The 23582-nt window shown below is 61.9% G+C and carries 19 protein-coding genes; 9 read left to right on the forward strand and 10 right to left on the reverse strand.

The window, feature by feature from the left end:
* Positions 1 to 149: 149 nt before the first annotated feature.
* The 7 genes from gshB to ACFO24_RS09660 form a co-directional block, all read right to left on the reverse strand.
* Complete coding sequence (gene gshB / locus ACFO24_RS09630) at positions 150 to 1106, reverse strand: glutathione synthase (protein ID WP_377738147.1); 957 nt, start codon at positions 1104 to 1106, stop codon at positions 150 to 152.
* A gap of 13 nt (positions 1107 to 1119) precedes the next feature.
* Positions 1120 to 2301, reverse strand: a complete 1182-nt coding sequence (locus ACFO24_RS09635; RefSeq protein ID WP_377738148.1) for a benzoate/H(+) symporter BenE family transporter — start codon at positions 2299 to 2301, stop codon at positions 1120 to 1122.
* A 64-nt stretch (positions 2302 to 2365) separates the two neighbouring features.
* Positions 2366 to 4240, reverse strand: a complete 1875-nt coding sequence (locus tag ACFO24_RS09640) for a potassium transporter Kup (RefSeq protein WP_377738149.1) — start codon at positions 4238 to 4240, stop codon at positions 2366 to 2368.
* Positions 4241 to 4377: 137 nt separating this feature from the next.
* Positions 4378 to 5673: a glutamate--cysteine ligase gene (gshA, locus tag ACFO24_RS09645; RefSeq protein WP_377738150.1), complete on the reverse strand. Its 1296-nt coding sequence runs from the start codon at positions 5671 to 5673 to the stop codon at positions 4378 to 4380.
* A 91-nt stretch (positions 5674 to 5764) separates the two neighbouring features.
* Complete coding sequence (locus tag ACFO24_RS09650) at positions 5765 to 7231, reverse strand: TrkH family potassium uptake protein (RefSeq protein WP_377738152.1); 1467 nt, start codon at positions 7229 to 7231, stop codon at positions 5765 to 5767.
* 9 nt (positions 7232 to 7240) lie between these two features.
* Positions 7241 to 8704, reverse strand: a complete 1464-nt coding sequence (gene trkA / locus ACFO24_RS09655; protein WP_377738153.1) for a Trk system potassium transporter TrkA — start codon at positions 8702 to 8704, stop codon at positions 7241 to 7243.
* A gap of 44 nt (positions 8705 to 8748) precedes the next feature.
* Positions 8749 to 10002, reverse strand: a complete 1254-nt coding sequence (locus ACFO24_RS09660) for a glutamate-5-semialdehyde dehydrogenase (RefSeq protein ID WP_377738175.1) — start codon at positions 10000 to 10002, stop codon at positions 8749 to 8751.
* A gap of 147 nt (positions 10003 to 10149) precedes the next feature.
* Here ACFO24_RS09660 and ACFO24_RS09665 point away from each other — a divergent pair, with 147 nt between their 5' ends.
* On the forward strand, positions 10150 to 10449 hold the full coding sequence (locus tag ACFO24_RS09665; RefSeq protein WP_377738154.1) for a hypothetical protein: 300 nt from the start codon (positions 10150 to 10152) through the stop codon (positions 10447 to 10449).
* Between the two features lie 87 nt (positions 10450 to 10536).
* On the opposite strand, the gene ACFO24_RS09670 is transcribed toward ACFO24_RS09665, so the two are convergent.
* Positions 10537 to 11724: an MFS transporter gene (locus ACFO24_RS09670; protein ID WP_377738176.1), complete on the reverse strand. Its 1188-nt coding sequence runs from the start codon at positions 11722 to 11724 to the stop codon at positions 10537 to 10539.
* Positions 11725 to 12081: 357 nt separating this feature from the next.
* Here ACFO24_RS09670 and ACFO24_RS09675 point away from each other — a divergent pair, with 357 nt between their 5' ends.
* The 8 genes from ACFO24_RS09675 to arsC all read left to right on the forward strand — a co-directional run bounded on the left by ACFO24_RS09675 (position 12082) and on the right by arsC (position 22034).
* On the forward strand, positions 12082 to 13608 hold the full coding sequence (locus tag ACFO24_RS09675; protein WP_417286496.1) for a methyl-accepting chemotaxis protein: 1527 nt from the start codon (positions 12082 to 12084) through the stop codon (positions 13606 to 13608).
* A gap of 84 nt (positions 13609 to 13692) precedes the next feature.
* Positions 13693 to 16692, forward strand: a complete 3000-nt coding sequence (uvrA, locus tag ACFO24_RS09680) for an excinuclease ABC subunit UvrA (RefSeq protein WP_377738156.1) — start codon at positions 13693 to 13695, stop codon at positions 16690 to 16692.
* Positions 16693 to 16757: 65 nt separating this feature from the next.
* Positions 16758 to 18128, forward strand: a complete 1371-nt coding sequence (locus ACFO24_RS09685; RefSeq protein ID WP_377738157.1) for an aminopeptidase P N-terminal domain-containing protein — start codon at positions 16758 to 16760, stop codon at positions 18126 to 18128.
* Positions 18129 to 18185: 57 nt separating this feature from the next.
* Entirely contained in the window at positions 18186 to 19298 is a 1113-nt protein-coding gene (gene mnmA, locus ACFO24_RS09690; RefSeq protein WP_377738158.1) for a tRNA 2-thiouridine(34) synthase MnmA, read from the forward strand.
* Positions 19299 to 19491: 193 nt separating this feature from the next.
* Entirely contained in the window at positions 19492 to 20079 is a 588-nt protein-coding gene (gene ssb / locus ACFO24_RS09695) for a single-stranded DNA-binding protein (protein WP_377738159.1), read from the forward strand.
* 147 nt (positions 20080 to 20226) lie between these two features.
* Positions 20227 to 20580: an ArsR/SmtB family transcription factor gene (locus ACFO24_RS09700; protein ID WP_377738161.1), complete on the forward strand. Its 354-nt coding sequence runs from the start codon at positions 20227 to 20229 to the stop codon at positions 20578 to 20580.
* A gap of 2 nt (positions 20581 to 20582) precedes the next feature.
* Positions 20583 to 21596, forward strand: coding sequence for an ACR3 family arsenite efflux transporter (gene arsB / locus ACFO24_RS09705; protein WP_377738162.1), 1014 nt, complete (start codon positions 20583 to 20585; stop codon positions 21594 to 21596).
* Between the two features lie 12 nt (positions 21597 to 21608).
* Complete coding sequence (gene arsC / locus ACFO24_RS09710) at positions 21609 to 22034, forward strand: arsenate reductase (glutaredoxin) (RefSeq protein ID WP_377738163.1); 426 nt, start codon at positions 21609 to 21611, stop codon at positions 22032 to 22034.
* A gap of 118 nt (positions 22035 to 22152) precedes the next feature.
* Here the strand turns inward: arsC and dapB are convergent, their stop codons facing one another.
* Together dapB and ACFO24_RS09720 are read right to left on the reverse strand one after the other, a co-directional pair.
* Positions 22153 to 22962, reverse strand: a complete 810-nt coding sequence (gene dapB / locus ACFO24_RS09715; RefSeq protein ID WP_377738164.1) for a 4-hydroxy-tetrahydrodipicolinate reductase — start codon at positions 22960 to 22962, stop codon at positions 22153 to 22155.
* Between the two features lie 24 nt (positions 22963 to 22986).
* A complete protein-coding gene (locus ACFO24_RS09720; RefSeq protein ID WP_377738165.1) occupies positions 22987 to 23544 on the reverse strand; it encodes an outer membrane protein assembly factor BamE in 558 nt (185 codons plus the stop codon).
* Positions 23545 to 23582 lie beyond the last annotated feature (38 nt).

Here is a 23582-nt window from a genome sequence, read left to right on the forward strand (position 1 = left end):
GCCTTGCATCCTACACAGAAATTTGTGCACCTGACAAGTGGTGAAGAAAATTTTCTTCTGGGCCTGCAATTCTTCTGAATCACCGCCCCGCCGCTTGTCGTTGCGAGGGGGCGAACTATAGCATGAGATTGGGGTTTTCCCGGAAATTCTCACACTTTGCAGGCGTACTCCAGCGCATCAATGAACAAGGCTGCGACATCACAGCCTGTTTGCTGCTGGATTTCCTGGAAGCAAGTGGGGCTGGTCACATTGATTTCGGTGATGCACTCGCCAATAACATCCAACCCAATGAGCAGCAAACCCCGAGGGGCCAGTTGGGCACCAACGGCCTCGGCCATGGCTTGATTGGAGGCACTCAGGGGTTGTGCCACGCCTTTGCCACCTGCAGCCAGGTTGCCACGCACTTCGTTGCCTTGTGGGATGCGAGCCAAGCAGAAGGGCACGGGCTGGCCCCCAATGATGAGGATGCGCTTATCACCTGCACTGATTTCCGGCAGGAATTTTTGCACCATGACGCTGGTGCCCCCATTTTGGTTGAGGGTTTCGATGATGGAACCAAGGTTCAGTCCATCGGACTTGACCCGGAAGATGCCCATGCCGCCCATGCCGTCCAGGGGCTTGAGGATGATGTCCTGGTGCTGGGCGTGGAAAGCACGAATGGCCGACGCCTGGCGGGTCACCAAGGTGGGGCCGAGGAACTGGGGAAATTCCATGACAGCGAGTTTTTCCGGATGCTCACGCAGGGCTGCCGGGTTGTTGAAGACTTTGGCCCCTTCCCGCTCGGCCTGGGAGAGCAGATGGGTGGCGTAAAAAAACTCGCTATCGAACGGCGGATCTTTGCGCATCAAACTGGCGGTAAAGCTGGCCACAGTGCGGGTTTGTGTTTGCAGCACTTCAAACCAGTCGGTACTGCCAGGGGCGGCATCGGTGATACGAATGTGCTGCACGAGTGCCTCCACTTGGCCACCGGCTTGCCATTGCAAGTGCTGCGGCTGGCAAGCGTAGATGGCATACCCCCGGCGCTGCGCTTCGCGCATCATGGCGAAAGTGGTGTCTTTTTTGGTGTTGAAGCTGGCCAGTGGATCGGCAATAAAAAGCAGTTGCATAACAGTCCGTGAGTTAAATCTTGTTCCATTGGGGGAGCTTTTGCGCCAGCAAAACCGCTGCACCTGCTGCCACCCCCCAGAACGCTGAGCCTACGCCCAACAGCGTCACACCGCTTAAGGTGACCAAAAAAGTCACGATGGCGGCTTCCCGCTGCCGGGCATCGGCCAAGGCAGCGTGCAAGCCACCGGCGATGCTGGCCAGCAAGGCAAACCCGGCGATGGCCAGCACCAATTCTTTCGGAAAAGCCAACAGCAAGCCGGTAACCACAGCGGCATACACCCCTAGTATTAGATAGGCCACGCCGCAAACCACCGCAGCGGTGTAGCGCCGGGCCGGGTCGGGGTGCGCCTCGGTGCCGGTACACAGGGCGGCAGTAATGGCCGCAAAGTTAATGGCATACCCGCCAAAAGGGGCCAGCACAGCACTGAGCGCTCCCGTCAGGCTGACGATGCCCGACACCGGCACGGCATAGCCTGCCGAGCGCATAACAATGACCCCAGGCAGATTTTGCGAAGCCATGGTGACCACAAACAGCGGCAGGCCCAGGCTGACAAAGGCCTGCCACGTGAAGACCGGCGTGGTCCATTGCGGCGTGGCCAGCGTCCACTGCACTTGCTCCCAGTGCAGTTGGCCTTGCAGGGCTGCCGCAGCGATGCCCGCAACCAACGTCCACAGCACCACATAGCGGGGGTGGTAGTGCTTGCCCAGGATGTAAGCTGCCAGCATGGGCAGCACGATGGCGGGGCCACTGGCGGCAGCGCCAAAGGCATCCATGCCAAATTTGGCCAACACACCGGCCAGCAAGGCCGAAGCCAAGGCCACAGGAATGCGCGTCATGAGGCGCTCAAAAATCCCCGTCACTCCGCACAGGAGGATCAGCACGGCGCTGCCGATAAACGCACCCACGGCCTGCTCCAGACCAAACTGCCCTGCCGCACCGCCTGCGGCCAAAACGGCAGCGCCGGGCGTGGACCAGGCCACCATGACCGGTTGGCGCAGCCATAACGAAGGCACGATGCAGCACAGCCCCACACCCATGCACAGTGCCCAGACCCAGGAGGTGATTTGCGCACTGCTGGCACCCAACGATTGCGCTGCCTGAAAGACCAAGGCGATGGAGCTGGTAAAGCCCACCAATACGGCCACCAGCCCCGCCACGATGGTGGAGAGGCTTACATCCCGAAAAAACTGCATGTCTGAATAAACAATTTATATAGCTGTTAGCGCTTGATACATAAGGGTTTAAGCCCTAAATAGCTTAAATTTCTACCTTCGACCCCAATTCCACCACAGCATTGCTGGGCAGATTCATAAACTCGGCCGCCGTGCTGGCGCTGCGGTGCATTTGGGCAAACAGCTTTTCACGCCAGAGCGCCATGCCTTGGCCCAGCGTCGGCACCACAATGTCGCGGGAAACAAAGTAACTGGTCGCCATGGGGTTGAGCGTCAGCGCCACCCCGGCTCCTTCGAGCAAGGCCAAAGCACGGGGCAAATCGTAGTCATTTTTAAACCCGTAGTGGACGATGACCGACCAGCAGCCATGGCCCAAAGAGCGCACCTCCAGGCGCTGGTCCATGGCCACCCACGGCACCTCGTGGCTGCGCACCGTCACAAACACATTTTGCGCATGGAGCACCTTGTTGTGTTTGAGGTTGTGCAGCAGGGCATTGGGCACAAAAGCCTCTTTGGAGGTCAAAAACACGGCGGTGCCCGGTACCCGCGTGGGCGGAGCAAGAAACAACGCATCCAAAAATGCTTGCAGCTCTAACGCCGACTCTTGCATGGCAGCGCCCAGCCGCGCCCGGCCATCCCGCCACGTCACCATGAGCAAAAAAACCACCCCCGCAATGACCAAAGGAAACCAGCCCCCGTGCAAAAGCTTGAGCAAATTGGAGGCCCAAAACAGCACATCCACCGTAAAAAACACCCCGGTGGCCGTGATGCACAGCATTAATGGCAGCTTCCAAGCGTAGCGAATCACAAAGAACGTCAGCACCGTGGTGATCAACATATCGGTCGTCACCGCAATGCCATAAGCCGCCGCCAAGTTGCCCGAGCTGCGAAACAGCCCCACTGCCAGCACGATCAGCGCAAACAGCGCCCAATTGACGAAGGGGATGTAAATCTGCCCCTTGTCATACACGCTGGTATGGCGCACTTGCAGGCGAGGCAAAAAGCCCAGCTGAATCACCTGCTTGGTCACGCTAAACGCCCCGGAAATCAGCGCCTGCGAAGCAATCACCGCCGCCGCCGTGGCCAAGCCCACCAGGGGCAAAGCGGCCCATTCGGGTGCCAAGTAAAAAAATGGGTTTTTCACCGCCTCTGGCTGCGCCAGCAGCAGCGCCCCTTGGCCAAAATAATTCAAGGTGAGTGCGGGCATGGCAATCGAAAACCACGCCACACGAATCGGGCGCTTGCCAAAATGCCCCATATCGGCGTACAGCGCTTCGCCGCCAGTCACGCACAACACCACGGCCCCCAAAATAATGAAGGTGATGCCGGGGTTGTGCAGGCTAAAGCCCCAGGCGTAGTGGGGCGAGAGGGCCCACAAAATCTCCGGGTGCTGGGCAATATGCAGCAGCCCCAGAGCCGCAATGGCCAGGAACCACAGCATCATCACCGGGCCAAAAAATTTGCCAATGCCAGCAGTCCCTGTTTTTTGCACAAAGAACAGGGCGAACAGCACCAGCAAGGTCAGCGGGATGACGTAGGCCTTGAACTGGGGCGACACCACTTCCAGGCCCTCCATCGCCCCCAGCACCGTGATAGCGGGGGTGATGACCCCATCGCCGTAGAACAAACAGGTGCCAAAAATGCCCACCAAGAGCATGCCGTGGCGCAGTTTCGGGCGATCCGCCACGGCACGGGAGGCCAAGGTCAGCATGGCGACCAGCCCCCCCTCGCCGTTGTTGTCCGCGCGCAGCACCAACACCACGTATTTAAGCGAAACAATGAGGGTCAGCGTCCAAAAAATCAGTGACAGCACACCATAGACGTTGTGATGGGTGAACTGCACATGGCCAGTGGCAAAGATTTCTTTGACGGTGTAGAGCACGCTGGTGCCAATGTCGCCAAACACGACACCAATGGCCCCCAACGTCAGCGCCGGTAGCGACGAGGACTGGTTTTGCACAAACGCCACTCAGCTGTGGGGCCGAGGTTCCTAGAAAAAAAGAGGCGCAATTGTGCGCCTCTGTGCATTCATATTCAAATTTTTTTCAGGGCTGGCATACCGGCTCTGTCGTCATGGGCTCACGCCGGTTTTGCGACTTAGTCGTACACCTCGGCATCTGGGTCGGTGGCCTCCAGCTCGTAGCTGGCCGCCAGCATGGCCAGGCGGCCAATCACGCCATACATGTAGAAGCGATTGGGGGCACTGGCACCGGGGTGTTGCCCTGCCTGGGGCATTTGCGCACTGTGGGCAAAGGCCAGCGGCACGTAGCTGGAGCCAGGGGCGTTAAGGTTTTCGTCGATGCCGCGCTCAGGGTGCATGCGGTAGAAGCCGCCGACCACGTAGCGGTCCATGGTGTACACCACCGGCTCGGCCACGGCATCGTGCATACGCTCAGAAGTTTGCACGCCCTCTTGCACGATCACATCGTGTACCGACACGCCGTTGTGGACAAAGCCCAGCTTTTCGCCGGCCGTGGCCAGCAGCTCGGGCAACTCCTTGGCATCGCGCACGGTCATGATGCCTTGGCCATACGTACCGTTGTCGGCTTTGACCATGACGAAGGGCTTGTCCTTGATGCCGTACTCTTTGTATTTGCGGCGGATTTTGGTCAGCAGCGCATCAACTTGCGCAGACAAGGCCTCCATGCCCGTGTGCTGGGCAAAGTCCAGCCCCTCGGCCTTGGCAAACAGGGGATGAATTAACCAGTGGTCAATGCCCAGCATCTTGCCAAAGCGCTTGGCCACCTCTTCATAGCTTTGGAAGTGACGCGATTTGCGGCGCATGCTCCAGCTGGCGTGCAGCGGAGGCAGCAGGTATTGCTCGTACAGCTCTTCCAAAATACCCGGCACCCCGGCCGATAGGTCGTTGTTGAGCAAGATGGTGCAAGGGTCAAAGTGCTTCAACCCCAAGCGGCGCTTGGTGCGCACGACTGGCTCTAGCACCACGCTTTGGCCGGTGGGCAGGTTGATTTCAACCGGTTTTTTCACGTCTGGGCTGATGGAGCCCAGGCGCACATTCAAGCCCGACATTTTGAAAATCCGCTGCAACTGCGCCAAGCTGGCCAGGTACGACGGGCTGCGGTTGTGGTTTTCCGGAATGATGAGCAGATTGCGGGCCTCGGGGCAGATTTTCTCGATCGAGGCCATGGTGGCCTGCACGGCCAGCGGCAGCATGGGCTCGGTCAGGTTATTCCAGCCACTGGGGAATAAGTTGGTATCGACCGGTGCCAGCTTGAAGCCGGAATTGCGCAGGTCAATGGAAGCGTAAAACGGCGGCGTGTGCTCCATCCACTCCAGCCGAAACCAGCGCTCAATGGCTGGGGTGGAGTCGATGATGCGCTGCTCAAGCTCGTTGATGGGGCCGGTCAAGGCCGTAATAAAGTGCGGAACCATGAATGCCCTCTATAGACAATGGAGGCTGATTGTAGGGAGTGCTGACCCGCTTGGGGCAGTATTTGTTCCTCCCTGGGCCCGAGCCACATCCTCAGCGCCGCCAAAATGCGGGCGTCAGCAAGGCCATGAAACTCAAAATCTCCAGCCGCCCCAACAGCATACCCAGGGTGCACACCCAAATCTGAAAATCCGTAAGCACCGCGTAGTTGGACGCTGGCCCCAAGGCCCCCAGCCCCGGCCCAGTGCAGTGCACGCTGGCCACCACGGCAGAGAACGCGGTGACGGGGTCCAAATCGGTCAGCAACAGCACCATGCTGAGCACAATGATGGTGGCCCCGTAAACCAGCATAAACGCCAGCACCGAAAAAATCATCGGGTGCTCAATCACCTTGCCGCCCACCACCACCGGCTGCACCGCGCGGGGATGCACCAGGCGGGTCATTTCGCGCCGGGCTTGTTGGAACAAGATCAGCATGCGCATCATCTTGATGCCACCCCCGGTAGAGCCCGCACTGGTGGCCACCCCGGATAAAAACAGCATCAGCACCGGGGCAAACACCGGCCACGTCAGGTAATCGGTCGTGGCAAAGCCGGTGGTGGTGGCCACTGAGACCACCTGAAACATCCCGTAGCGCAGGGCCTCCAGCGGCCCGTACACTCCCTTGGCCCACAGCAGCAGCGCCACCAACACCCCACCGCCCAGCAGCACGCCAATGGTGGCCCGCATCTCCGGATCGTTCCACAGGGTGCGCCAGTTGCCTTTGCGCAACGCAATAAAGTACAGCGCAAAATTGCAGCTGGCCAGCAGCATAAAAATCAGCGCGATGCCCTCCAGCAGCGGCGATTGAAAAAATCCAAAACTGGCATCGTGGGGCGACAGCCCCCCTAAGCTGACCGTGGCAAACATGTGCATCACCGCATCCAGCGGGGCCATCCCCCCCAGCCAAAACGCCACCGCGCAGGCAATCGAAAACAGGCTGTACACGCCCCACAGCCCCTTGGCCGTGCCCGCCATGCGCGGGGTGAGCTTGGTGTCTTTGATCGGGCCGGCCGCTTCGGCGCGAAACAGCTGGCTGCCCCCCACCCCCAGCAGCGGCAGCAGGGCCACGGCCAAAATCAAAATCCCCATCCCCCCCATCCATTGCAAGAAGGTGCGCCACATATTGAGCGACACCGGCAACGCATCCAGCCCCGAGAGCACGGTGGCCCCCGTGGTGGTCAGTCCGGAGACGGCTTCAAAATAGGCATGGGTGACCGAAATCGGTGCGCCCTGGACAAACATCACCCCCCAGATGGGCAGGGCCCCGCACAAGGGCAAACTCACCCAGGCCACGGTAACCAAAATCACCCCATGGCGCGGCTGCAAATCTTGCTTAAACGGAAACAAGCCCCACCACAGCGCCACGCCCAACAAAGCCGTAAGCCCCATGGCCATCGGCCACACCAGGGTTACGCCATCGCGCTGGTAGTAGGAAGTCGCCCAGGGCACCAACATCGACAGCGCAAACAGCAACAGCAGCATGCCCAGCACGCGCAAAACGGGTAAAATATCGCGCATCGCTGGCCTTTAGAAAAACGTCGCACCGACGCGAAACAGCTGCTCCACCTCGGCCACCAGGCGCTTGTGCGGCAAGAAAAACACAACGTGGTCATTGCTTTGCAAGACCGTATCGGTGCGCGGGAAGATCACCTCGGGCTCGTGCTGGACGGCCTCATCGGCCTGCGTCTCGGCCAGCTCATCGGGCAGACCGCGCACGATCAGGCCAATGTGCACATCCTCGGGCAGGCGCAGGCTGCCCACCTCGCGACCGACCACGCGGGAGGTTTTTTTGTCTCCGCGCACCACCAGCTCCAGCGCCTCGGCCACGCCCCGGCGCAGGCTGTGCACCGCCTGCACATCGCCTTTGCGCACATAGGCCAGCAATTCACCCAGCATGGCTTGCGAAGGGGTCAAGGCAATGTCGATCTGCGTGCCGTGCATCAAATCGGCGTAGCTGCGCTGGTTGATCAGCGCCAGCACGCGCCGCGCGCCCAGGCGTTTGGCCAACAGGCTGGCCATGATGTTGTTTTCATCGTCATCGCCCAGTGCCAGGAAAAAATCGATGTCCTCAATGTGCTCTTCCATGAGCAAGTCTTCATCGCCCAAGCTGCCGTGCAGCACCAACACCTCGGGCGGCAGTTGTGCGGCCAAGGTTTGGCACAGCTCGGCATTGGATTCCAGCAATTTGATCTGAAAGCCCTTGGCCTCACTGGCCAGCTCTTGCGCCAAGCGCTGGCCCACCAAGCTGCCCCCGGCGATCATGATGCGCCGTACCACCCGGGCGGGCATGCCTGGGGCGTTGTAAAAGACTTTCAAAATTTCTTTCAGGTGCTCGCGCCCGGCAATCACAAACACCTCATCGCCCGGTTCGATGCGCGTGCGGCCATCGCAGCGCACAAAGCGGTCCGGGCCATCGGCAAAGCGCCGGTAAATCGCCACCACCCGCAGATGCAGCTGCGGGATATGGGTGCGCAGCGCCTCAATCGTCAGCCCCGTTCCCTGCGCCCCCAGCCGTGCCCGCACCGAGGCCAGGCAAGCCCGCCCCCCGGCAAAGCTGCGCACCTGCAGCGACGCGGGGAACTCAATGAGCTTGCTGATGTAACGGGTCAGCGATGCCTCGGGGCAAATGATGGCATCGACCGCAAAGCCTTCCGGCCCCATCAGCGGCTGCTCCACCTCAAAGCCCGAGGAGCGCACCCGCGCAATCCGCGTCGGAATGTTGTAGAGCATGTGCGCGATCTTGCAGCAGACCAGATTGGTCTCGTCCTGGGCCGCACAGGCGATGAGCAAATCGGTATCGCGTGCGCCCGCTTCACCCAGCACCTTGGCATCAATGCCATTGCCCAGGACACAGCGCAGATCAAAGCGCTCTTGCAGCTCACGCAGACGCTGGGCATTGGTGTCGATCACCGTGATGTCATTGCGCTCAGACACCAGGCTTTCGGCCACGCTATAGCCCACGCGACCCGCCCCCAAGATAATGATTTTCATCACATTTCTGGCTTGCGCCAGCCTTGCTTTATGGTCCAGCCGGTTTACCGGCGCACTTGGCCTTCGCCCAACACAATGTATTTCAGCGAGGTCAGCCCCTCCATCCCCACCGGCCCACGGGCGTGGAATTTATCGGTGCTGATGCCAATCTCCGCCCCCAGGCCGTATTCAAACCCATCGGCAAAGCGGGTGCTGGTATTGACCATGACGCTGCTGGAATCGACCTCGCGCAAAAACTGCTGCGCATGCAGGTGGTCGCGCGTCAAAATCGCCTCGGTGTGGCCGCTGGAATAGCGGTTGATGTGCGCAATGGCCGCCTCCAGCCCCTCCACGATGCGGATGCTGATGATTGGCCCCAGGTATTCGGTACGCCAATCCTCCTCAGTGGCATCGACCACATTGGCACCAAAAATAGGAGCTAGCAGCGCTTTGCTGGCGGGACAAACGCGCATTTCTATTCCCTTTTGGGCAAAGATGGCACCGATGCGCGGCAAGAATTGGGCGGCCACACCGCGCGCCACCAGCAAGCTTTCGCTGGCGTTGCAGGGGCTGAATTTTTGCGTTTTGGCGTTGTCCGTCACGGTCACGGCCATGTCCAGGTCGCACGGATCATCCACATACGTGTGGCAATTGCCGTCCAAATGCTTGATGACGGGCACCTTGGCCTCGGCGCTGATGCGCTCAATCAAGCCCTTGCCGCCGCGCGGAATGATCACATCGACAAACTGCGGCATGGTAATCAGCGCCCCCACGGCCGCGCGGTCGGTGGTGGGCACCAACTGCACGCCATGCTCGGGCAGGTCGGCCGCGCGCAGCGCTTGCGTGACCAGGGCCGCCAGCGCCTGGTTGGAGGCCAGCGCCTCCGAGCCGCCGCGCAAAATGCAGGCATTGCCGCTTTTGATCGACAAACTGGCCGCTTCAATCGTCACATTCGGACGGCTTTCGTAAATCATGCCGAACACGCCAATGGGCACACGCATCTGGCCAACGCGAATGCCGCTGGGCTGCTGCTTCATGCCCATGATTTCGCCAATGATGTCGGGCATGGCCGCCAGCTGCTCGCAGCCCTGGGCGCAGGTCTCCAGCACCTGCGGGGTCAGGCGCAGGCGATCAACCATGGGCGCGGCCAAGCCGGCGGCCTGGGCGCGCTCAATGTCTTGGGCGTTGTGCGCAGCCAGCGCCGCCCCCTGGGTGCGCAGCAAATGCGCCAACACGCGCAAGGCCTGGTTTTTGCGATCGGCCGGGGCTTTGGCCATCAGCGCCGCAGCGGCTTTGGCCTGGGTGCCCAGGGTGAACATGAGGTCAGCGGTAGAAACCGTGGAAGCAGTGCAAGTCATGTGCGGATTTTCACCGAGATCGCCCCCTCGCGCGGGCTTGAAGCCCCCACATTGCGCGCCGACGGCCTACACTGTTTCAACGACTGACACCCCCCAGGAGGACGCACCATGACCACCAGCCACGCCCTGATGCAACTGCAAGCCCTGCACGACAACCTGCTGCGCTACGAGGAGTGCGCCATCAGCGCCAGTGCGCTCAGCGAACAAACCCGCGCCTCGGGCGCACTGCTGGACAGCCTGCCGCCGCGCTACGGCGAGGTGCTGCTGGCACTGCTGGATCGCCTAGAAGCGAGCACCCTGGCCGCCGAAGAAAGCTGCACGTTCAACCAGCAAGAGCTGCACGACAACCTGTACGGCTGGGTGGAAAAAGCCCGGGAACAGCTGGAAAGCCAGCCGCAACCACTTTAAAAACAATAGCTGCTTGCGCTTTGATTAAAAGGATATCATGCTTTAAAAAGCAAAATTTCTAATAAATACAAGCGCAAGCAGCTCTTTTTATGTGGTTTTTCCTGCGTTGCGCCCGATGGGCTGCAGCGGCCACGTCACCACCAGCCAGACCACACACAGCAAGGCCGTGGCTGCAAACACCCCGGTCAGGCTGCCATGGCGCGAGAGCCAGCCGCCCAAAAATCCCCCGGCAAACAAGCCCAGTGATTGCAGCGTGTTGTACGCCCCCAGGGCCGCGCCGCGCAGACGGTCGGGGGCCATGCGCGAGACCAGGCTGGGCTGGGTGGCCTCGAGCATATTGAAGCCGATAAAGAACACCAGCATGGCCGCGCCCAGCAGCCACAGCGAGGGCGCATCGCCCGCCAGCGTCAGCGCCCCCAGCCCAGCCTGCACCAACAGCACCAGCACGATGGCCAGCAGCAAGGCCGAGCGCAACTGGCCCTTGCGCTCCATCGCGAACAAGCGCCCCAAGGCGGCAAATGACAACAGCACGGCGGGCAGGTACACCTGCCAGTGCGCCGTTTTGACCAAGCCCGCTTGCACCAACATAGTGGGCACGGCCACCCACATGGCCATTTGCACGGTGTGCAAGACGAACACGCCCACATTCAGGCGCAGCAAATCCGGGTAGGCCAGCAAATCAGCAAAACGCCCACGGGGCATGGCGGTGTGCTGCACCGGCTCGGGCGGCACCACCCACAGCACGGCGGCCATGCCGGCCAGCGTCAAGGCCAAGGTAATCCAAAAAATGCCGGACAAGCCCACCCAACCGGCCAGCAGCGGGCTCAACACCAGCGCCAGCGAAAACATCAGCGCAATGCTGCCGCCCACCATGGCCATGGCCTTGGTGCGCACACTGTCGCGCGTGAGATCGGCCAACAGGGCCGTGACGGCGGCTGAAACTGCGCCTGCCCCCTGCAAGGCGCGGCCCCAGACCAGGCCCATGAGCGAATCGGCCAGCGCGGCAACCAAGCTGCCCAGGGCAAACACCAACAGCCCCACGATGATGACTTTTTTGCGGCCAAAGCGGTCAGAAGCCAAGCCCAGCGGCAATTGAAAGACCGCTTGCGTCAGGCCGTACATGCCCAGGGCCAAGCCCACCATGGCCGGGTCGTTGCCGCCTGCATAATGCTGCGCCTCCAGCGCAAACACAGGCAGCACCAGAAAAAGACCCAGCATGCGCAGCGCAAAAATCAGCGCCAAGCTACCGCTGGAGCGCAGCTCTTGCCGGGTCATGGTGTCGGGGGCGGAAGGGGCCGTAGCGGCCGAGGAGGAAGAAGGGGAAGCAGTCACGCGATTTACCAAGGGCATGCGCCTATTGCGGGCAGAAAGTGAAGGACTATTGTCTGTAATTCTTAAAAAAGCCGTGCGCATTCTGGAATACCCCAGGAATGGGCCAAAAAAAACCTTCGCTTAAATCAAACTGATTTTGTCCTCTACCGAGTACACCTCAGTCCGTTCGTTTTACCGTATTTTTCAACTTGGAAATTCAAGCATGCAGCTTCTTACCCGTTTTAGCGTTGCCAACCGGTTAATGACCGCCGCGCCGTGGTGCTCTCAGCCTTTGGCTTGCTGGTGGTGGTGGTCACCTTGATGTTTTCTGAGCGCACTTTGCTCATGGCAGAGCGCTCAAACAACCTCAAAGGCATGGTCGATATTGCCACCGGCATTGCCTCGCACTACCACGATCTGGCCAAAAGCCAGGATTTGCCCGAGGAGGTGGCCAAAGAGCGGGCGCTCAAGGCCATCGGCAAGCTGCGCTATGGCGAGGGGGAGTACTTCTGGGTGAATGACATGCAGGTGCACATGCTGATGCACCCCATCCGCCCCGAGCTGGACGGCAAGGACTTGAGCGGCACCACCGACCCCACGGGCAAGCACCTGTTTGTCGCCTTTGTCGATACGGTGAAGAAAGACGGACAGGGCTTTGTCGAATACCTCTGGCCCAAGCCGGGGCACAACCAGCCGGTGGCCAAAGTCTCCTACGTCAAGGGCTACGCCCCCTGGGGCTGGGTGGTGGGCTCTGGGGTGTATGTCGATGACGTGCAGGCCCTGTTCCTCAAGCGCATGGTCGAGGCCTTGCTCATTGGCAGCGCATTCACCCTCTTGCTGGCCGTCACCATCTGGCTGATTTCGCGCAGCATCATGCGCCAATTGGGCGATGAGCCCACCACGCTGAACACCCTGGTGCATGCCGTGGCCAAAGGGGATTTGGCCGTGCGCAGCCAGCAGCAGCGCGTGCATGATGGCAGCGTGCTGCACGGCATCTTGCAGATGCAAGAGAGCATGGCCCGCATCGTCGGCCAGGTGCGCCACGGTGCGGATGGTGTGGCCTCGGCAAGTGCCGAGATTGCGCAGGGCAACCACGACCTTTCGGCCCGCACCGAAAGCCAGGCCAGCGCCCTGGAGCAAACCGCCGCCTCCATGGAAGAGCTGGGTGCCACCGTGCGCCACAACGCCGACAACGCCGCCCAGGCCAACCAAATGGCCAACAACGCCAGCCGCATTGCCGACCAGGGCGGGCAGACGGTGGAACAGGTGGTGCACATCATGCAAAGCATCCACGCGGACTCGACCAAGATTGGCGACATCATCGGCGTGATCGACTCCATTGCCTTCCAAACCAACATCCTGGCGCTGAACGCCGCCGTGGAGGCGGCCCGCGCCGGTGAGCAGGGCCGGGGCTTTGCCGTGGTGGCCAGCGAAGTGCGGGCCCTGGCCGGGCGCAGCGCCGAGGCGGCACGCCAGATCAAGCAGCTCATCCACGACAGCGTGACCCACGTTGATGAAGGGCGCGTGCTGGTCGATCAGGCGGGCAACACCATGCAGGAAGTGGTGGCCGCCATCCGCCGCGTGACCGACATCATGGGCGAGATCAGCGCCGCCAGCCGCGAGCAACGCGAGGGCGTGGACCAGATCGGCGAGGCCATCACCCAGATGGACCAGGTGACGCAGCAAAACGCGGCCCTGGTCGAGGAAATGGCCGCCGCTGCGGCCAGCCTGCAAACCCAATCGCACCAACTGGTGCAGACCGTCAGCGTCTTTCGTTTGCAAGATCGCCCGCAAGACGGTGGCCAGCAGGCCACTGGCAACGCCCCGGCCCTGGGCTACCGGCCATAAGCCGCGGGCGCTGGCCCGTTGCCAGCTGTAAAAGCGAAACGCCTCTATCATGGGGCGTTTTTTTGGGCTCTTTGCAGCGTGCCTGTGCTTTCTTCTTCTGCTCCCCCCTCCTCTGCCATCGGCCCCTCTCTGGGCCAGCGCCTCATTAGCATTCGCGGGGCGCGCACCCACAATCTGCAAAACATTGATGTCGATATTCCCCGCAACCAGCTGGTGGTGATTACCGGGCTGTCCGGCTCGGGCAAATCCAGCCTGGCGTTTGACACCTTGTATGCCGAAGGGCAGCGGCGCTATGTCGAGAGCCTGTCCACCTATGCACGGCAGTTTCTGGGGCAGCTGGACAAGCCGGACGTGGACGTGATCGAAGGCCTGTCCCCCGCCATCGCCATCGAGCAAAAAGCCACCAGCCACAACCCGCGCTCCACCGTCGGCACCGTCACCGAGATCAACGACTACCTGCGCCTGCTGCTGGCCCGCGCCGGGGTGCCGCACTGCCCGCAGCATGGGCAGGCGCTGCAGGCGCTCACCGTGAGCCAGATGGTCGATCGCCTGCTGCAGCTGCCCGAGGGCACGCGGCTGATGCTGCTGGCCCCGGTGGTCAGCGGGCGCAAGGGCGAATTTGCCGAGCTGCTGGTGCAGCTGCAGGCCCAGGGCTTTGTGCGCTTTCGCATCGACGGGCAGATCGTGCAGGCCGCCGACCTGCCCACCTTGGACAAAACCCAGCGCCACGACATTGCCGTGGTGGTCGATCGCCTCAAGGTGCGCCCGGACATCGCCCAGCGGCTGGCCGAAAGCCTGGAGGCCGCCCTGCGCCTGGCCCCCGAAGCGGGCCGCATCGAGGTGCAGGACATGGACAGCGGCCAGCTGCTCACCCTGAGCAGCCGCTTTGCCTGCCCACAATGCCACTACGCCCTGGGCGAGCTGGAGCCGCGCCTGTTCTCCTTCAACGCCCCGCAAGGGGCCTGCCCCACCTGCAACGGCCTGGGGCACGCGGAAGATTTCGACCCGCAGCGCGTGTTGGCGCACCCTGAGATCAGCCTGGCCAGCGGGGCCATTCCTGGCTGGGAGCGGCGGCACAGCACCTACTTTGAGCTGCTGCAGGCCGTGGCCCGGCATTACGGCCAAGACATTGACGCGCCCTTTGCCGATTGGCCGCAGGCAGTGCAGGACGTGGTGCTGTGGGGCTCGGGCGAGGAGGCCATCGCCTTCACCTACCAGCACGACGGACAACACCAAAGCGTGCAGCACCCGTTTGAGGGGGTGATGCCCAACCTCGCGCGGCGCTGGGCCAGCCACCCCAGCGGCCCGCTGCACGACAGCCTGGCCGCGCTGCGCAGCAGCCGCCCCTGCCCGCACTGCCACGGGGCGCGGCTGCGCCCAGAAGCGCTGCATGTGTTCATCGGCACCGGGGCGCAGCAGCGCAACATCCACACCATCAGCACCAGCACCCTGAGCGCGGCGCTGCACTGGTGCGAAAGCGTGCAGCTGCAGGGCAACCAGGCCGCCATTGCCGAAAAAATCTTGCAAGAAATCACCAACCGCCTGCGCTTCCTTACCGATGTGGGGCTGGGCTACCTGAGCCTGTCGCGCAGCGCCGACAGCCTCTCGGGCGGAGAGGCGCAGCGCATCCGCCTGGCCAGCCAGATCGGCAGCGGCCTCTCGGGCGTGATGTACGTGCTGGACGAGCCCAGCATCGGCCTGCACCAGCGCGACAACGACCGCTTGATTGCCACCTTGCAGCGCCTGCGCGACCTGGGCAACAGCGTGATCGTGGTCGAGCACGATGCCGACATGATGCGCTGCGCCGACCACATTCTGGATTTGGGCCCCGGCGCGGGCAGCCACGGCGGGCGCATCATGGCCCAGGGCACGGTGGCGCAGATCATGGCCAGCCCCGACTCACCCACGGGCCAGTATTTGAGCGGCCAGCGCCGCATTGCCGTGCCCGCGCGGCGCACACCGTGGCTGCCACTGCGCGAAGCCGATGCGCCCACGGCCAGCGCCAAAAACGCCTTTGGCCAACCGCTGCACGCACCGCCCCCCGCCCAGCACCCCGGCCTGCAATGCCTGCGCGTGGTAGGGGCCAGTGGGCACAACCTGCAGCACATTGCCGTGGACTTTCCCATTGGCCTCATCACCTGCGTGACGGGCGTGTCCGGCTCGGGCAAATCCACCCTGGTGAACGACACCCTGTACGCCGAGGCCGCCCGCCGCCTGCACCGCGCCGCCACCCAGCCGCAGCCGCACGAGGCGCTCTTGGGCCTGGAGCTGATCGACAAGGTCATCTGCGTCGATCAAGCCCCCATTGGCCGCACCCCGCGCAGCAACCCAGCCACCTACACCGGCCTGTTCACCCCCATCCGCGACCTGTTCGCCCAGGCCCCCACGGCGCGCGAGCGCGGCTACGGCCCCGGGCGCTTTAGCTTTAACGTGGCCCAGGCCAGCGGCGGCGGGCGCTGCGAAGCCTGCCAGGGCGACGGCCTGATCAAAGTAGAAATGCACTTTCTGCCCGATGTGTACGTGGCCTGTGCCGTCTGCCACGGCCAGCGCTACAACCGCGAAACCCTTGAGGTGCAGTGGAAGGGCCAAAACATCGCCCAGGTGCTGGACATGACGGTAGAGGCCGCGCTGGCCTTTTTTGCCGACCAGCCCGCCCTGGCCCGCCGCCTGCAAACGCTGATGGACGTGGGGCTGGGCTACATCCGCCTGGGGCAAAGCGCCACCACGCTCTCGGGCGGCGAGGCCCAGCGCGTCAAACTGGCGCTGGAGCTGGGCAAGCGCGACACGGGCCGCACCCTGTACATCCTGGACGAGCCAACCACCGGCCTGCACTTTGCCGACGTGGAGCTGCTTTTGCGCGTGCTGCAACGCCTGCGCGATGCGGGCAACACCATCGTCATCATTGAGCACAACCTGGACGTGATTAAAACCGCCGATTGGCTCATCGACATCGGCCCCGAAGGCGGTGCGGGCGGCGGCCAGGTCGTCGCCCAGGGCACGCCAGAGACCGTGGCGGCCCACCCCGCCAGCCACACCGGGCGGTATTTGCTTCCTTATTTAGAAGCTGCAACCGCTGGTAATTAAATGGTTTTACTATTTAATTGCCTTGAATTCATTGATATATCAGCGCAACAAGCTATTTTTTTAATATGACCTGCTCCACTGCCTACCCCCTGGATGTGTATGCCCAGCGCCGCGCCCAACTGGCCGCCCAACTGGGCGCTGGCGGCATCGCCATCATCCCCACCGCGCCCGAGCGCCAGCGCAACCGCGACAACTTTTACCTGTACCGGCACGACAGTTACTTTTTTTACCTGACCGGTTTTACCGAGCCGGGTGCCACCCTGGTGCTCACCGCCGAGGGCCGCGCCACCTTGTTTTGCCAGCCCAAAGACATCGAGCGCGAAATTTGGGACGGCTACCGCCTCGGCCCCCAAGCCGCGCCCGCCGCCCTGGGGCTGGATGCCGCCTACGCCAACACCGAGATCGACGCGCACCTGCCCACCCTGCTGGACAACCAGCACTGCATCTGGTGGCCGTTTGCCACGCACGACGGCCTGGCCGCGCAAATCGAGCGCTGGCTCACCCCCGTGCGCCAACGGGCCCGTGCCGGGGTGCTGTGCCCCGCCCAGCAGGGCGACCTGTGCCAGCTGCTTGATGAAATGCGCCTCCTCAAAGACCCGCACGAACTGGCCACCCTGCGCCGCGCCGCCACCATCAGCGCTAGCGCCCACATGCGGGCCATGCAAACCAGCGCCCGCATGCTGCGGGCGGGTGAGGACGTGCGCGAATACCACCTGGATGCCGAACTGCTGCACGCATTTCGCCACCACGGTGCCCAGGGCGTGGCCTACGACAGCATCGTCGCCGCCGGGGCCAACGCCTGCGTGCTGCACTACCGCGCCGGCAACACCCCCGTGCGCGATGGCGACCTGGTGCTGATTGACGCGGGTTGCGAGCTCGATGGCTACGCCGCCGACATCACCCGCACCTTTCCCGCCAATGGCCGCTTCAGCGGCCCGCAGCGCGATGTGTACCAACTGGTGCTGGCCAGCCAGCAAGCGGCCATTGCCGCCACCCGCGCCGGCAACCGCTTTACCGACCCACACGAGGCCACCGTGGCCGTGCTGGCCCAGGGGCTGCTCGATCTGGGCCTGCTCAATGCCCACCAGCACGGCAGCGCCCAGGACATCATCGCCAACAAAGCCTACACCCAGTTCTACATGCACCGCACCAGCCACTGGCTGGGCATGGATGTCCACGACTGCGGCAGCTACACCGAACCCGGCGCAGCGCCCCACCCCGACGGCAGCCGCCCCAGCCGCATCCTGCGCCCCGGCATGTGCCTGACCATTGAGCCGGGCCTGTACATCCGCCCGGCCGAGGGCGTGCCCGCGCACTTTCACCACATTGGCATCCGCATCGAAGACGATGCCGTGGTCACCGCCACCGGCTGCGAACTGCTCACGCGCGATGTGCCCGTGGAAGTCGATGCCATTGAGGCGCTGATGCGCCGCTAACAGCGCTTTCACCCCCTGTAACAACCCACCGTTTAATACGACCAAATACGACTTGCCATGAAAAAACAACGCGTCGTCGTCGGCCTGTCCGGCGGCGTGGACTCCGCCGTCACCGCCCACGTCTTAAAGCAACAAGGCCATGAGGTGGTAGGCATCTTCATGAAAAACTGGGAAGACGACGACGATTCCGAGTTTTGCTCCAGCCGCCAAGATTTTTTAGATGCCGCCAGCGTGGCCGATGTGCTGGGCATCGAGATCGAGCATGTGAACTTTGCCGCCGACTACAAAGACCGCGTGTTCGCTGAATTTCTGCGCGAATACCAAGCCGGGCGCACGCCCAACCCGGACGTGCTGTGCAATGCCGAAATCAAGTTCAAAGCCTTCCTCGACCACGCCATGCGCCTGGGCGCGGAAAAAATCGCCACCGGCCACTACGCCCGCGTGCGCCAGAACGCCAGCACCGGCCTGTTCGAACTGCTCAAGGGCGTGGATGCCAGCAAAGACCAAAGCTATTTTTTGCACCGGCTGAACCAGGCGCAACTCTCGAAGGCGCTGTTTCCGATCGGCCACCTGTGCAAAACCGAGGTGCGCCGCATCGCCGCAGAGCTGGCCCTGCCCAACGCCAAAAAGAAAGACTCCACCGGCATCTGCTTTATCGGCGAGCGCCCTTTTCGCGACTTTTTGAACCGCTACATCAGCAAAGAACCCGGCCCCATCGTCGATGACCGGGGGCGCAAACTGGGCCAGCACGTCGGCCTGTCGTTCTACACACTGGGCCAGCGCTCGGGCCTGGGCATTGGCGGCGTAAAAGAAAAAGGCGCGGCCCGGGGCGCGGGCGAGCATGCCCCGTGGTTTGTCGCCCGCAAGGATGTGCCACACAACACCCTGGTCGTGGTGCAGGGGCACGACCACCCCTGGCTGCTGTCTGCGCGGGTCGAGGCCGACCAGGCCAGCTGGATCGCCGGCCACGCCCCGGCGCTGGGCACCTACGGCAGCAAAACCCGCTACCGCCAGCCCGATGCGACCACGCAACTGGCGCAGGCCGACAGCACCCGTTTCACCCTGGACTGCACCGCGCAACCGCAATGGGCCGTCACCCCCGGCCAGTCGGCCGTGCTGTACGACGGCGAGGTCTGCCTGGGCGGCGGCATCATCACGGCGATGGCGTAAGAACGTAAACACGTTCTAAGCACCGCTGCGCAGCAACGCACAAACCCCGTGCTGGGCTTTTTTGCCTGGCCTCTGCCGCGAACAAAGGGGGCGGTTATGCTGCGCACCTGCGGCCTGCCGGAGGGGCCGTTTTTCAATGGATTTGGCCCAGACTCCTCCCCCTCAACACCTGGGCTGCAAAAGGAACAACACCATGGCATCCGTCAATAAAGTTATCTTGGTTGGCAACCTCGGGCGCGACCCGGAAATGCGCACCTTCCCCAGTGGCGACCAAGTGGCCAACGTCACCATCGCCACCACCGACAAGTGGCGCGACAAAACCTCCGGCGAGAACCGCGAAGCCACCGAATGGCACCGCGTCGTGTTCAATGGCCGCCTCGCTGAAATCGCCGGGCAGTACCTGCGCAAAGGCTCGCAGGTGTATGTCGAAGGCTCCATCCGCACGCGCAAATGGACCGATCCGCAATCGGGCCAAGATCGCTACGCCACCGAAATCCGCGCCGACACCCTGCAAATGCTTGGCGGCCGCAGCCAGCAGCAGGGCGATGGCGGCAACAGTGGCTACGGCAGCAACGAAGGCTATGGCAACAGCAACTACGCGGCCCCGCAGCGCCAGCCGCAGGCCGCCGCAGCGCAATACCAGCCCCCCCAACAGCAGCAGCAACAATCCGCCCCACGCCAAGCCCCTCCCGCACCGCCGCCAGCGCCCGCAGCACAACCGGCTGCACCGCGCCCCTCGGCCGGGTTTGACGATTTTGGCGACGACGATATTCCGTTCTAGCCCGCAATGCAGCCAGAAGTGCGGCGTTAGGTCTTAACACCCTCAAGAGCCTCGTCCCGTCGGTGAGCAACGCTAGCGCTTGTTCACTGCCGTTGGCGAGGTTCTTTTTTTTATTCAATACCTCAATAATTCAACTATCATTGAATAATGAATGAAGACCAAGTTATCAAAGCATTGGCTGCACTGGCGCATCCCGTGCGCCTGAGTGTTTTTCGCGCCCTGGTCATGGCAGGTGCTCAAGGGCTGACCCCCTCGGTACTCGCAGAGCGGCTGGGCGTACCTGCCACGGCACTGTCATTCCATCTCAAGGAGCTGATGCATGCGGGCCTGGTGTGCCAAGAGCGTGTGAGCCGAAATTTGTTTTATCGCGCGGCATATGACGAGATGCATTTGCTGCTTAGTTATCTCACGGAGAACTGCTGCGCTGGTGCGGATTGCGGCCAAGCAACTGCACCCTCGTGCGGCACGCCCGCCATTCAACCTGAAACGAAAGAAAGCTAAACATGGGGATTTTTGAACGCTTTTTGACTGTCTGGGTCGCTCTGGGCATCGCTGCGGGCGTTGCGCTTGGCCTCATCATGCCGGCCGCCTTTGAGTCGATTGCTGCACTGGAGTATGCGCAGGTCAATCTGGTGGTGGCCGTCTTCATCTGGGTCATGATTTATCCCATGATGATTCAAATTGACTGGGCTGCCGTCAAGGATGTGCGCAAAAAACCGCAAGGCTTGATGCTGACGCTGGTGGTCAATTGGCTTATCAAGCCCTTCACCATGGCGGCACTGGGCGTGCTGTTTTTTGAGTACCTCTTTGCGCCTTGGGTGGACCCCGCATCGGCCAGCGAGTACATCGCCGGCATGATTTTGCTGGGCGTTGCGCCTTGTACTGCGATGGTGTTTGTCTGGAGCCAGTTGGTCAAAGGCGATGCCAACTACACCCTGGTGCAAGTCTCCATCAATGACTTGGTGATGGTCGTCGCGTTCGCTCCGATTGCAGCATTCTTGCTGGGCGTAACCAACGTCTCCGTGCCATGGGAAACCTTGCTGCTGTCCACGCTCTTGTACGTGGTACTGCCTTTAACGGCCGGGGTTGTGACGCGAAGTTGGCTGCAGCGGCGATCATCACACGCTGTCAGCCACTTGGTATCGGCACTCAAGCCTTGGTCGATCGTTGGGCTGATCGCCACCGTGGTTTTGCTGTTTGGCTTTCAGGCGCAAACCATTATCAACAAGCCTTTGGTCATTGGCTTGATTGCCATTCCCCTGGTGCTGCAAACCTACGGCATCTTCTTCCTGAGCTGGTGGATGGCAAGGCTGATCAAGCTGCCGCACACCATCGCAGGGCCCGCATGCCTGATTGGCACCTCCAACTTCTTTGAACTGGCGGTGGCCGTGGCCATCTCCTTGTTCGGCTTGCACTCTGGCGCGGCACTGGCCACGGTGGTCGGTGTGTTGGTCGAGGTGCCGGTCATGCTCTCTCTCGTGGCCATGGTGAATGCCTGGCGCCCTGCACAAAAGTAACTTCCGCCACCTATGTCCTGCATCACCATTTATCACAACCCCCATTGCGGCACGTCGCGCAACACCTTGGCCATGATTCGGCAAAGCGGGGTAGAGCCCAACATCGTCGAATATCTGCACACCCCACCCAGCCGCGCAGAGCTCAAGGCCCTGCTCCAAGGCATGGGCATGACTGTGCGCGAGGTACTGCGCGAAAAAGGTACGCCCTATGCAGCGCTGGATTTAGGCAACCCTCAATGGACGGATGAACAATTGCTCGATTTTGTGGAGCAGCACCCCATCTTGTTGAATCGTCCTATTGTGGTGACAGCGCTGGGCGTGCGTTTGTGCCGCCCCTCAGAGGCCGTCTTGGACATCTTGCCCAATGCCCAGATCGGCCTGTTCACCAAAGAAGATGGCGCAGTGGTTGATACGCGCAACACCGCCAGTCCAACCTAACTTGGCGCGGATGTGCGCTCTCACACCACCCCACCCGCCCAGCCCAGCGCCCCATAAAAAAAACCGCCTTGGTTGTCCAGGCGGTTTTTTATAGCACTTAGCGCAAGCAAACAGTGGTTTATCGCAGCTTAAGCACGTCAAACATATCAAACAAGCCCGCAGAGTGCTTCGCTAAAAAGCGCACTGCCTGCACACTGCCCTCGGCGTAACCGGCGCGGCTGGAGGATTTGTGGCTGATCTCGATGCGCTCGCCCGTGCCGGCAAACAGCACGGTGTGATCGCCCACGATGTCGCCACCGCGAATGGTGGCAAAGCCGATGCTGCCGGCTTTGCGGGCACCGGTGTGGCCATAGCGCTCGTACACCGCGCGATCGGCCAAGGCGGTGTTTTGCGCCGCAGCAATGACTTCCCCCATTTTCAAGGCGGTGCCCGAGGGGGCATCCACCTTGTGCTTGTGGTGGGCTTCGACAATTTCAATGTCGTAATCGGGCAGCGCCTGCGCGGCCAGCTCCAACAATTTGAGGGTGACATTCACGCCAACACTCATATTGGGGGCAAAAACGACGGCCGTCTTTTGTGCGGCAGCGGCAATCGCCGCCTTGCCCGCATCGTCAAAACCCGTGGTGCCAATGACCACTTTCACCCCCAGCTCAGCGCACACCTGTAGGTGGGCCAGCGTGCCTTCAGGACGGGTGAAATCAATCAAAAAATCGGCCTTGGCCAAGGCACTGTGCAGATCCGATTCAATCGCCACACCGCTGCTTTGGCCCAAAAAGGCGGCGGCATCCTGGCCCAGGCTGGGGCTTTGCGGCTGGTCGAGGGCCGCGGTCAATTGGCAATCGCCACTGGCGGCAATGGCTTCAATCAGCATGCGGCCCATGCGGCCACTGGCACCGGCCACGGCAATGCGAAGAGGGTGTGAACTCATAAAACAATCAGATCAGGAAAGAGATTAGTCCCGCTCCAGCGGCGGGTAGCTGCGCTGGGGGGCCGAACTGGTAGCGCTGTTGGAAGCGCTGTTGGCCGTGCTTGCATCCGGCTGGGCCGCTGGGCCAGGGTATTTGGCCAATTGCTCAGGGGTGGCTTGCAGCGGAGGGATTTTGAGCTTGCCTTTGGGCTTGGAGAGCGAAGCGATGAACTCCTCTTCGGAGGGCATCTCATCGCCTTGCGCACGCACAAAGCTATCGCCCTGGAAAAATACGGTGAGCTTGCGCGTCTGCTCGGCCACGCCTTGGCGCTTCATGGTGAAGACGTATTCCCAGCGGTCGGAATGGAACACGCTGGTCATGAGGGGCGAGCCCAGAATTTCGCGGATTTGCTGGCGGCTCATGCCCGGCTGCAGGGCCTGCACTTGCTCTTTCGTCACCACATTGCCTTGCACCACCTCGACCTTGTAGGGCGTTAATTTGTGCATGGCAGAGCGAGAAGCATCACTGACGCTGCTACAGGCCGCCAGGGCAAGCGGCAGGACAAGGGCCAAGGCGGCGCGGTAACGGGTGAGAGCGGGCATAGGTATTAAGGGCCAGATATGATCGGGGGCATTGTAGC

Origin of the sequence: Comamonas denitrificans (assembly GCF_042654745.1) — a bacterium.
In the GTDB taxonomy this organism is placed as follows: domain Bacteria; phylum Pseudomonadota; class Gammaproteobacteria; order Burkholderiales; family Burkholderiaceae_C; genus Comamonas; species Comamonas denitrificans.

Coding starts and splice junctions, on each gene's coding strand:
- arsB (WP_377738162.1), top strand. CDS start 20,583: ATGGGGATTTTTGAACGCTTTTTGACTGTCTGGGTCGCTCTGGGCATC.
- ACFO24_RS09685 (WP_377738157.1), top strand. CDS start 16,758: ATGACCTGCTCCACTGCCTACCCCCTGGATGTGTATGCCCAGCGCCGC.
- ACFO24_RS09665 (WP_377738154.1), top strand. CDS start 10,150: ATGACCACCAGCCACGCCCTGATGCAACTGCAAGCCCTGCACGACAAC.
- ACFO24_RS09675 (WP_417286496.1), top strand. CDS start 12,082: ATGTTTTCTGAGCGCACTTTGCTCATGGCAGAGCGCTCAAACAACCTC.
- ACFO24_RS09635 (WP_377738148.1), bottom strand. CDS start 2,301: ATGCAGTTTTTTCGGGATGTAAGCCTCTCCACCATCGTGGCGGGGCTG.
- arsC (WP_377738163.1), top strand. CDS start 21,609: ATGTCCTGCATCACCATTTATCACAACCCCCATTGCGGCACGTCGCGC.
- mnmA (WP_377738158.1), top strand. CDS start 18,186: ATGAAAAAACAACGCGTCGTCGTCGGCCTGTCCGGCGGCGTGGACTCC.
- ssb (WP_377738159.1), top strand. CDS start 19,492: ATGGCATCCGTCAATAAAGTTATCTTGGTTGGCAACCTCGGGCGCGAC.
- dapB (WP_377738164.1), bottom strand. CDS start 22,962: ATGAGTTCACACCCTCTTCGCATTGCCGTGGCCGGTGCCAGTGGCCGC.
- ACFO24_RS09650 (WP_377738152.1), bottom strand. CDS start 7,231: ATGCGCGATATTTTACCCGTTTTGCGCGTGCTGGGCATGCTGCTGTTG.
- ACFO24_RS09720 (WP_377738165.1), bottom strand. CDS start 23,544: ATGCCCGCTCTCACCCGTTACCGCGCCGCCTTGGCCCTTGTCCTGCCG.
- trkA (WP_377738153.1), bottom strand. CDS start 8,704: ATGAAAATCATTATCTTGGGGGCGGGTCGCGTGGGCTATAGCGTGGCC.
- gshB (WP_377738147.1), bottom strand. CDS start 1,106: ATGCAACTGCTTTTTATTGCCGATCCACTGGCCAGCTTCAACACCAAA.
- ACFO24_RS09670 (WP_377738176.1), bottom strand. CDS start 11,724: ATGACCCGGCAAGAGCTGCGCTCCAGCGGTAGCTTGGCGCTGATTTTT.
- gshA (WP_377738150.1), bottom strand. CDS start 5,673: ATGGTTCCGCACTTTATTACGGCCTTGACCGGCCCCATCAACGAGCTT.
- ACFO24_RS09660 (WP_377738175.1), bottom strand. CDS start 10,002: ATGTTCACCCTGGGCACCCAGGCCAAAGCCGCTGCGGCGCTGATGGCC.
- ACFO24_RS09700 (WP_377738161.1), top strand. CDS start 20,227: ATGAATGAAGACCAAGTTATCAAAGCATTGGCTGCACTGGCGCATCCC.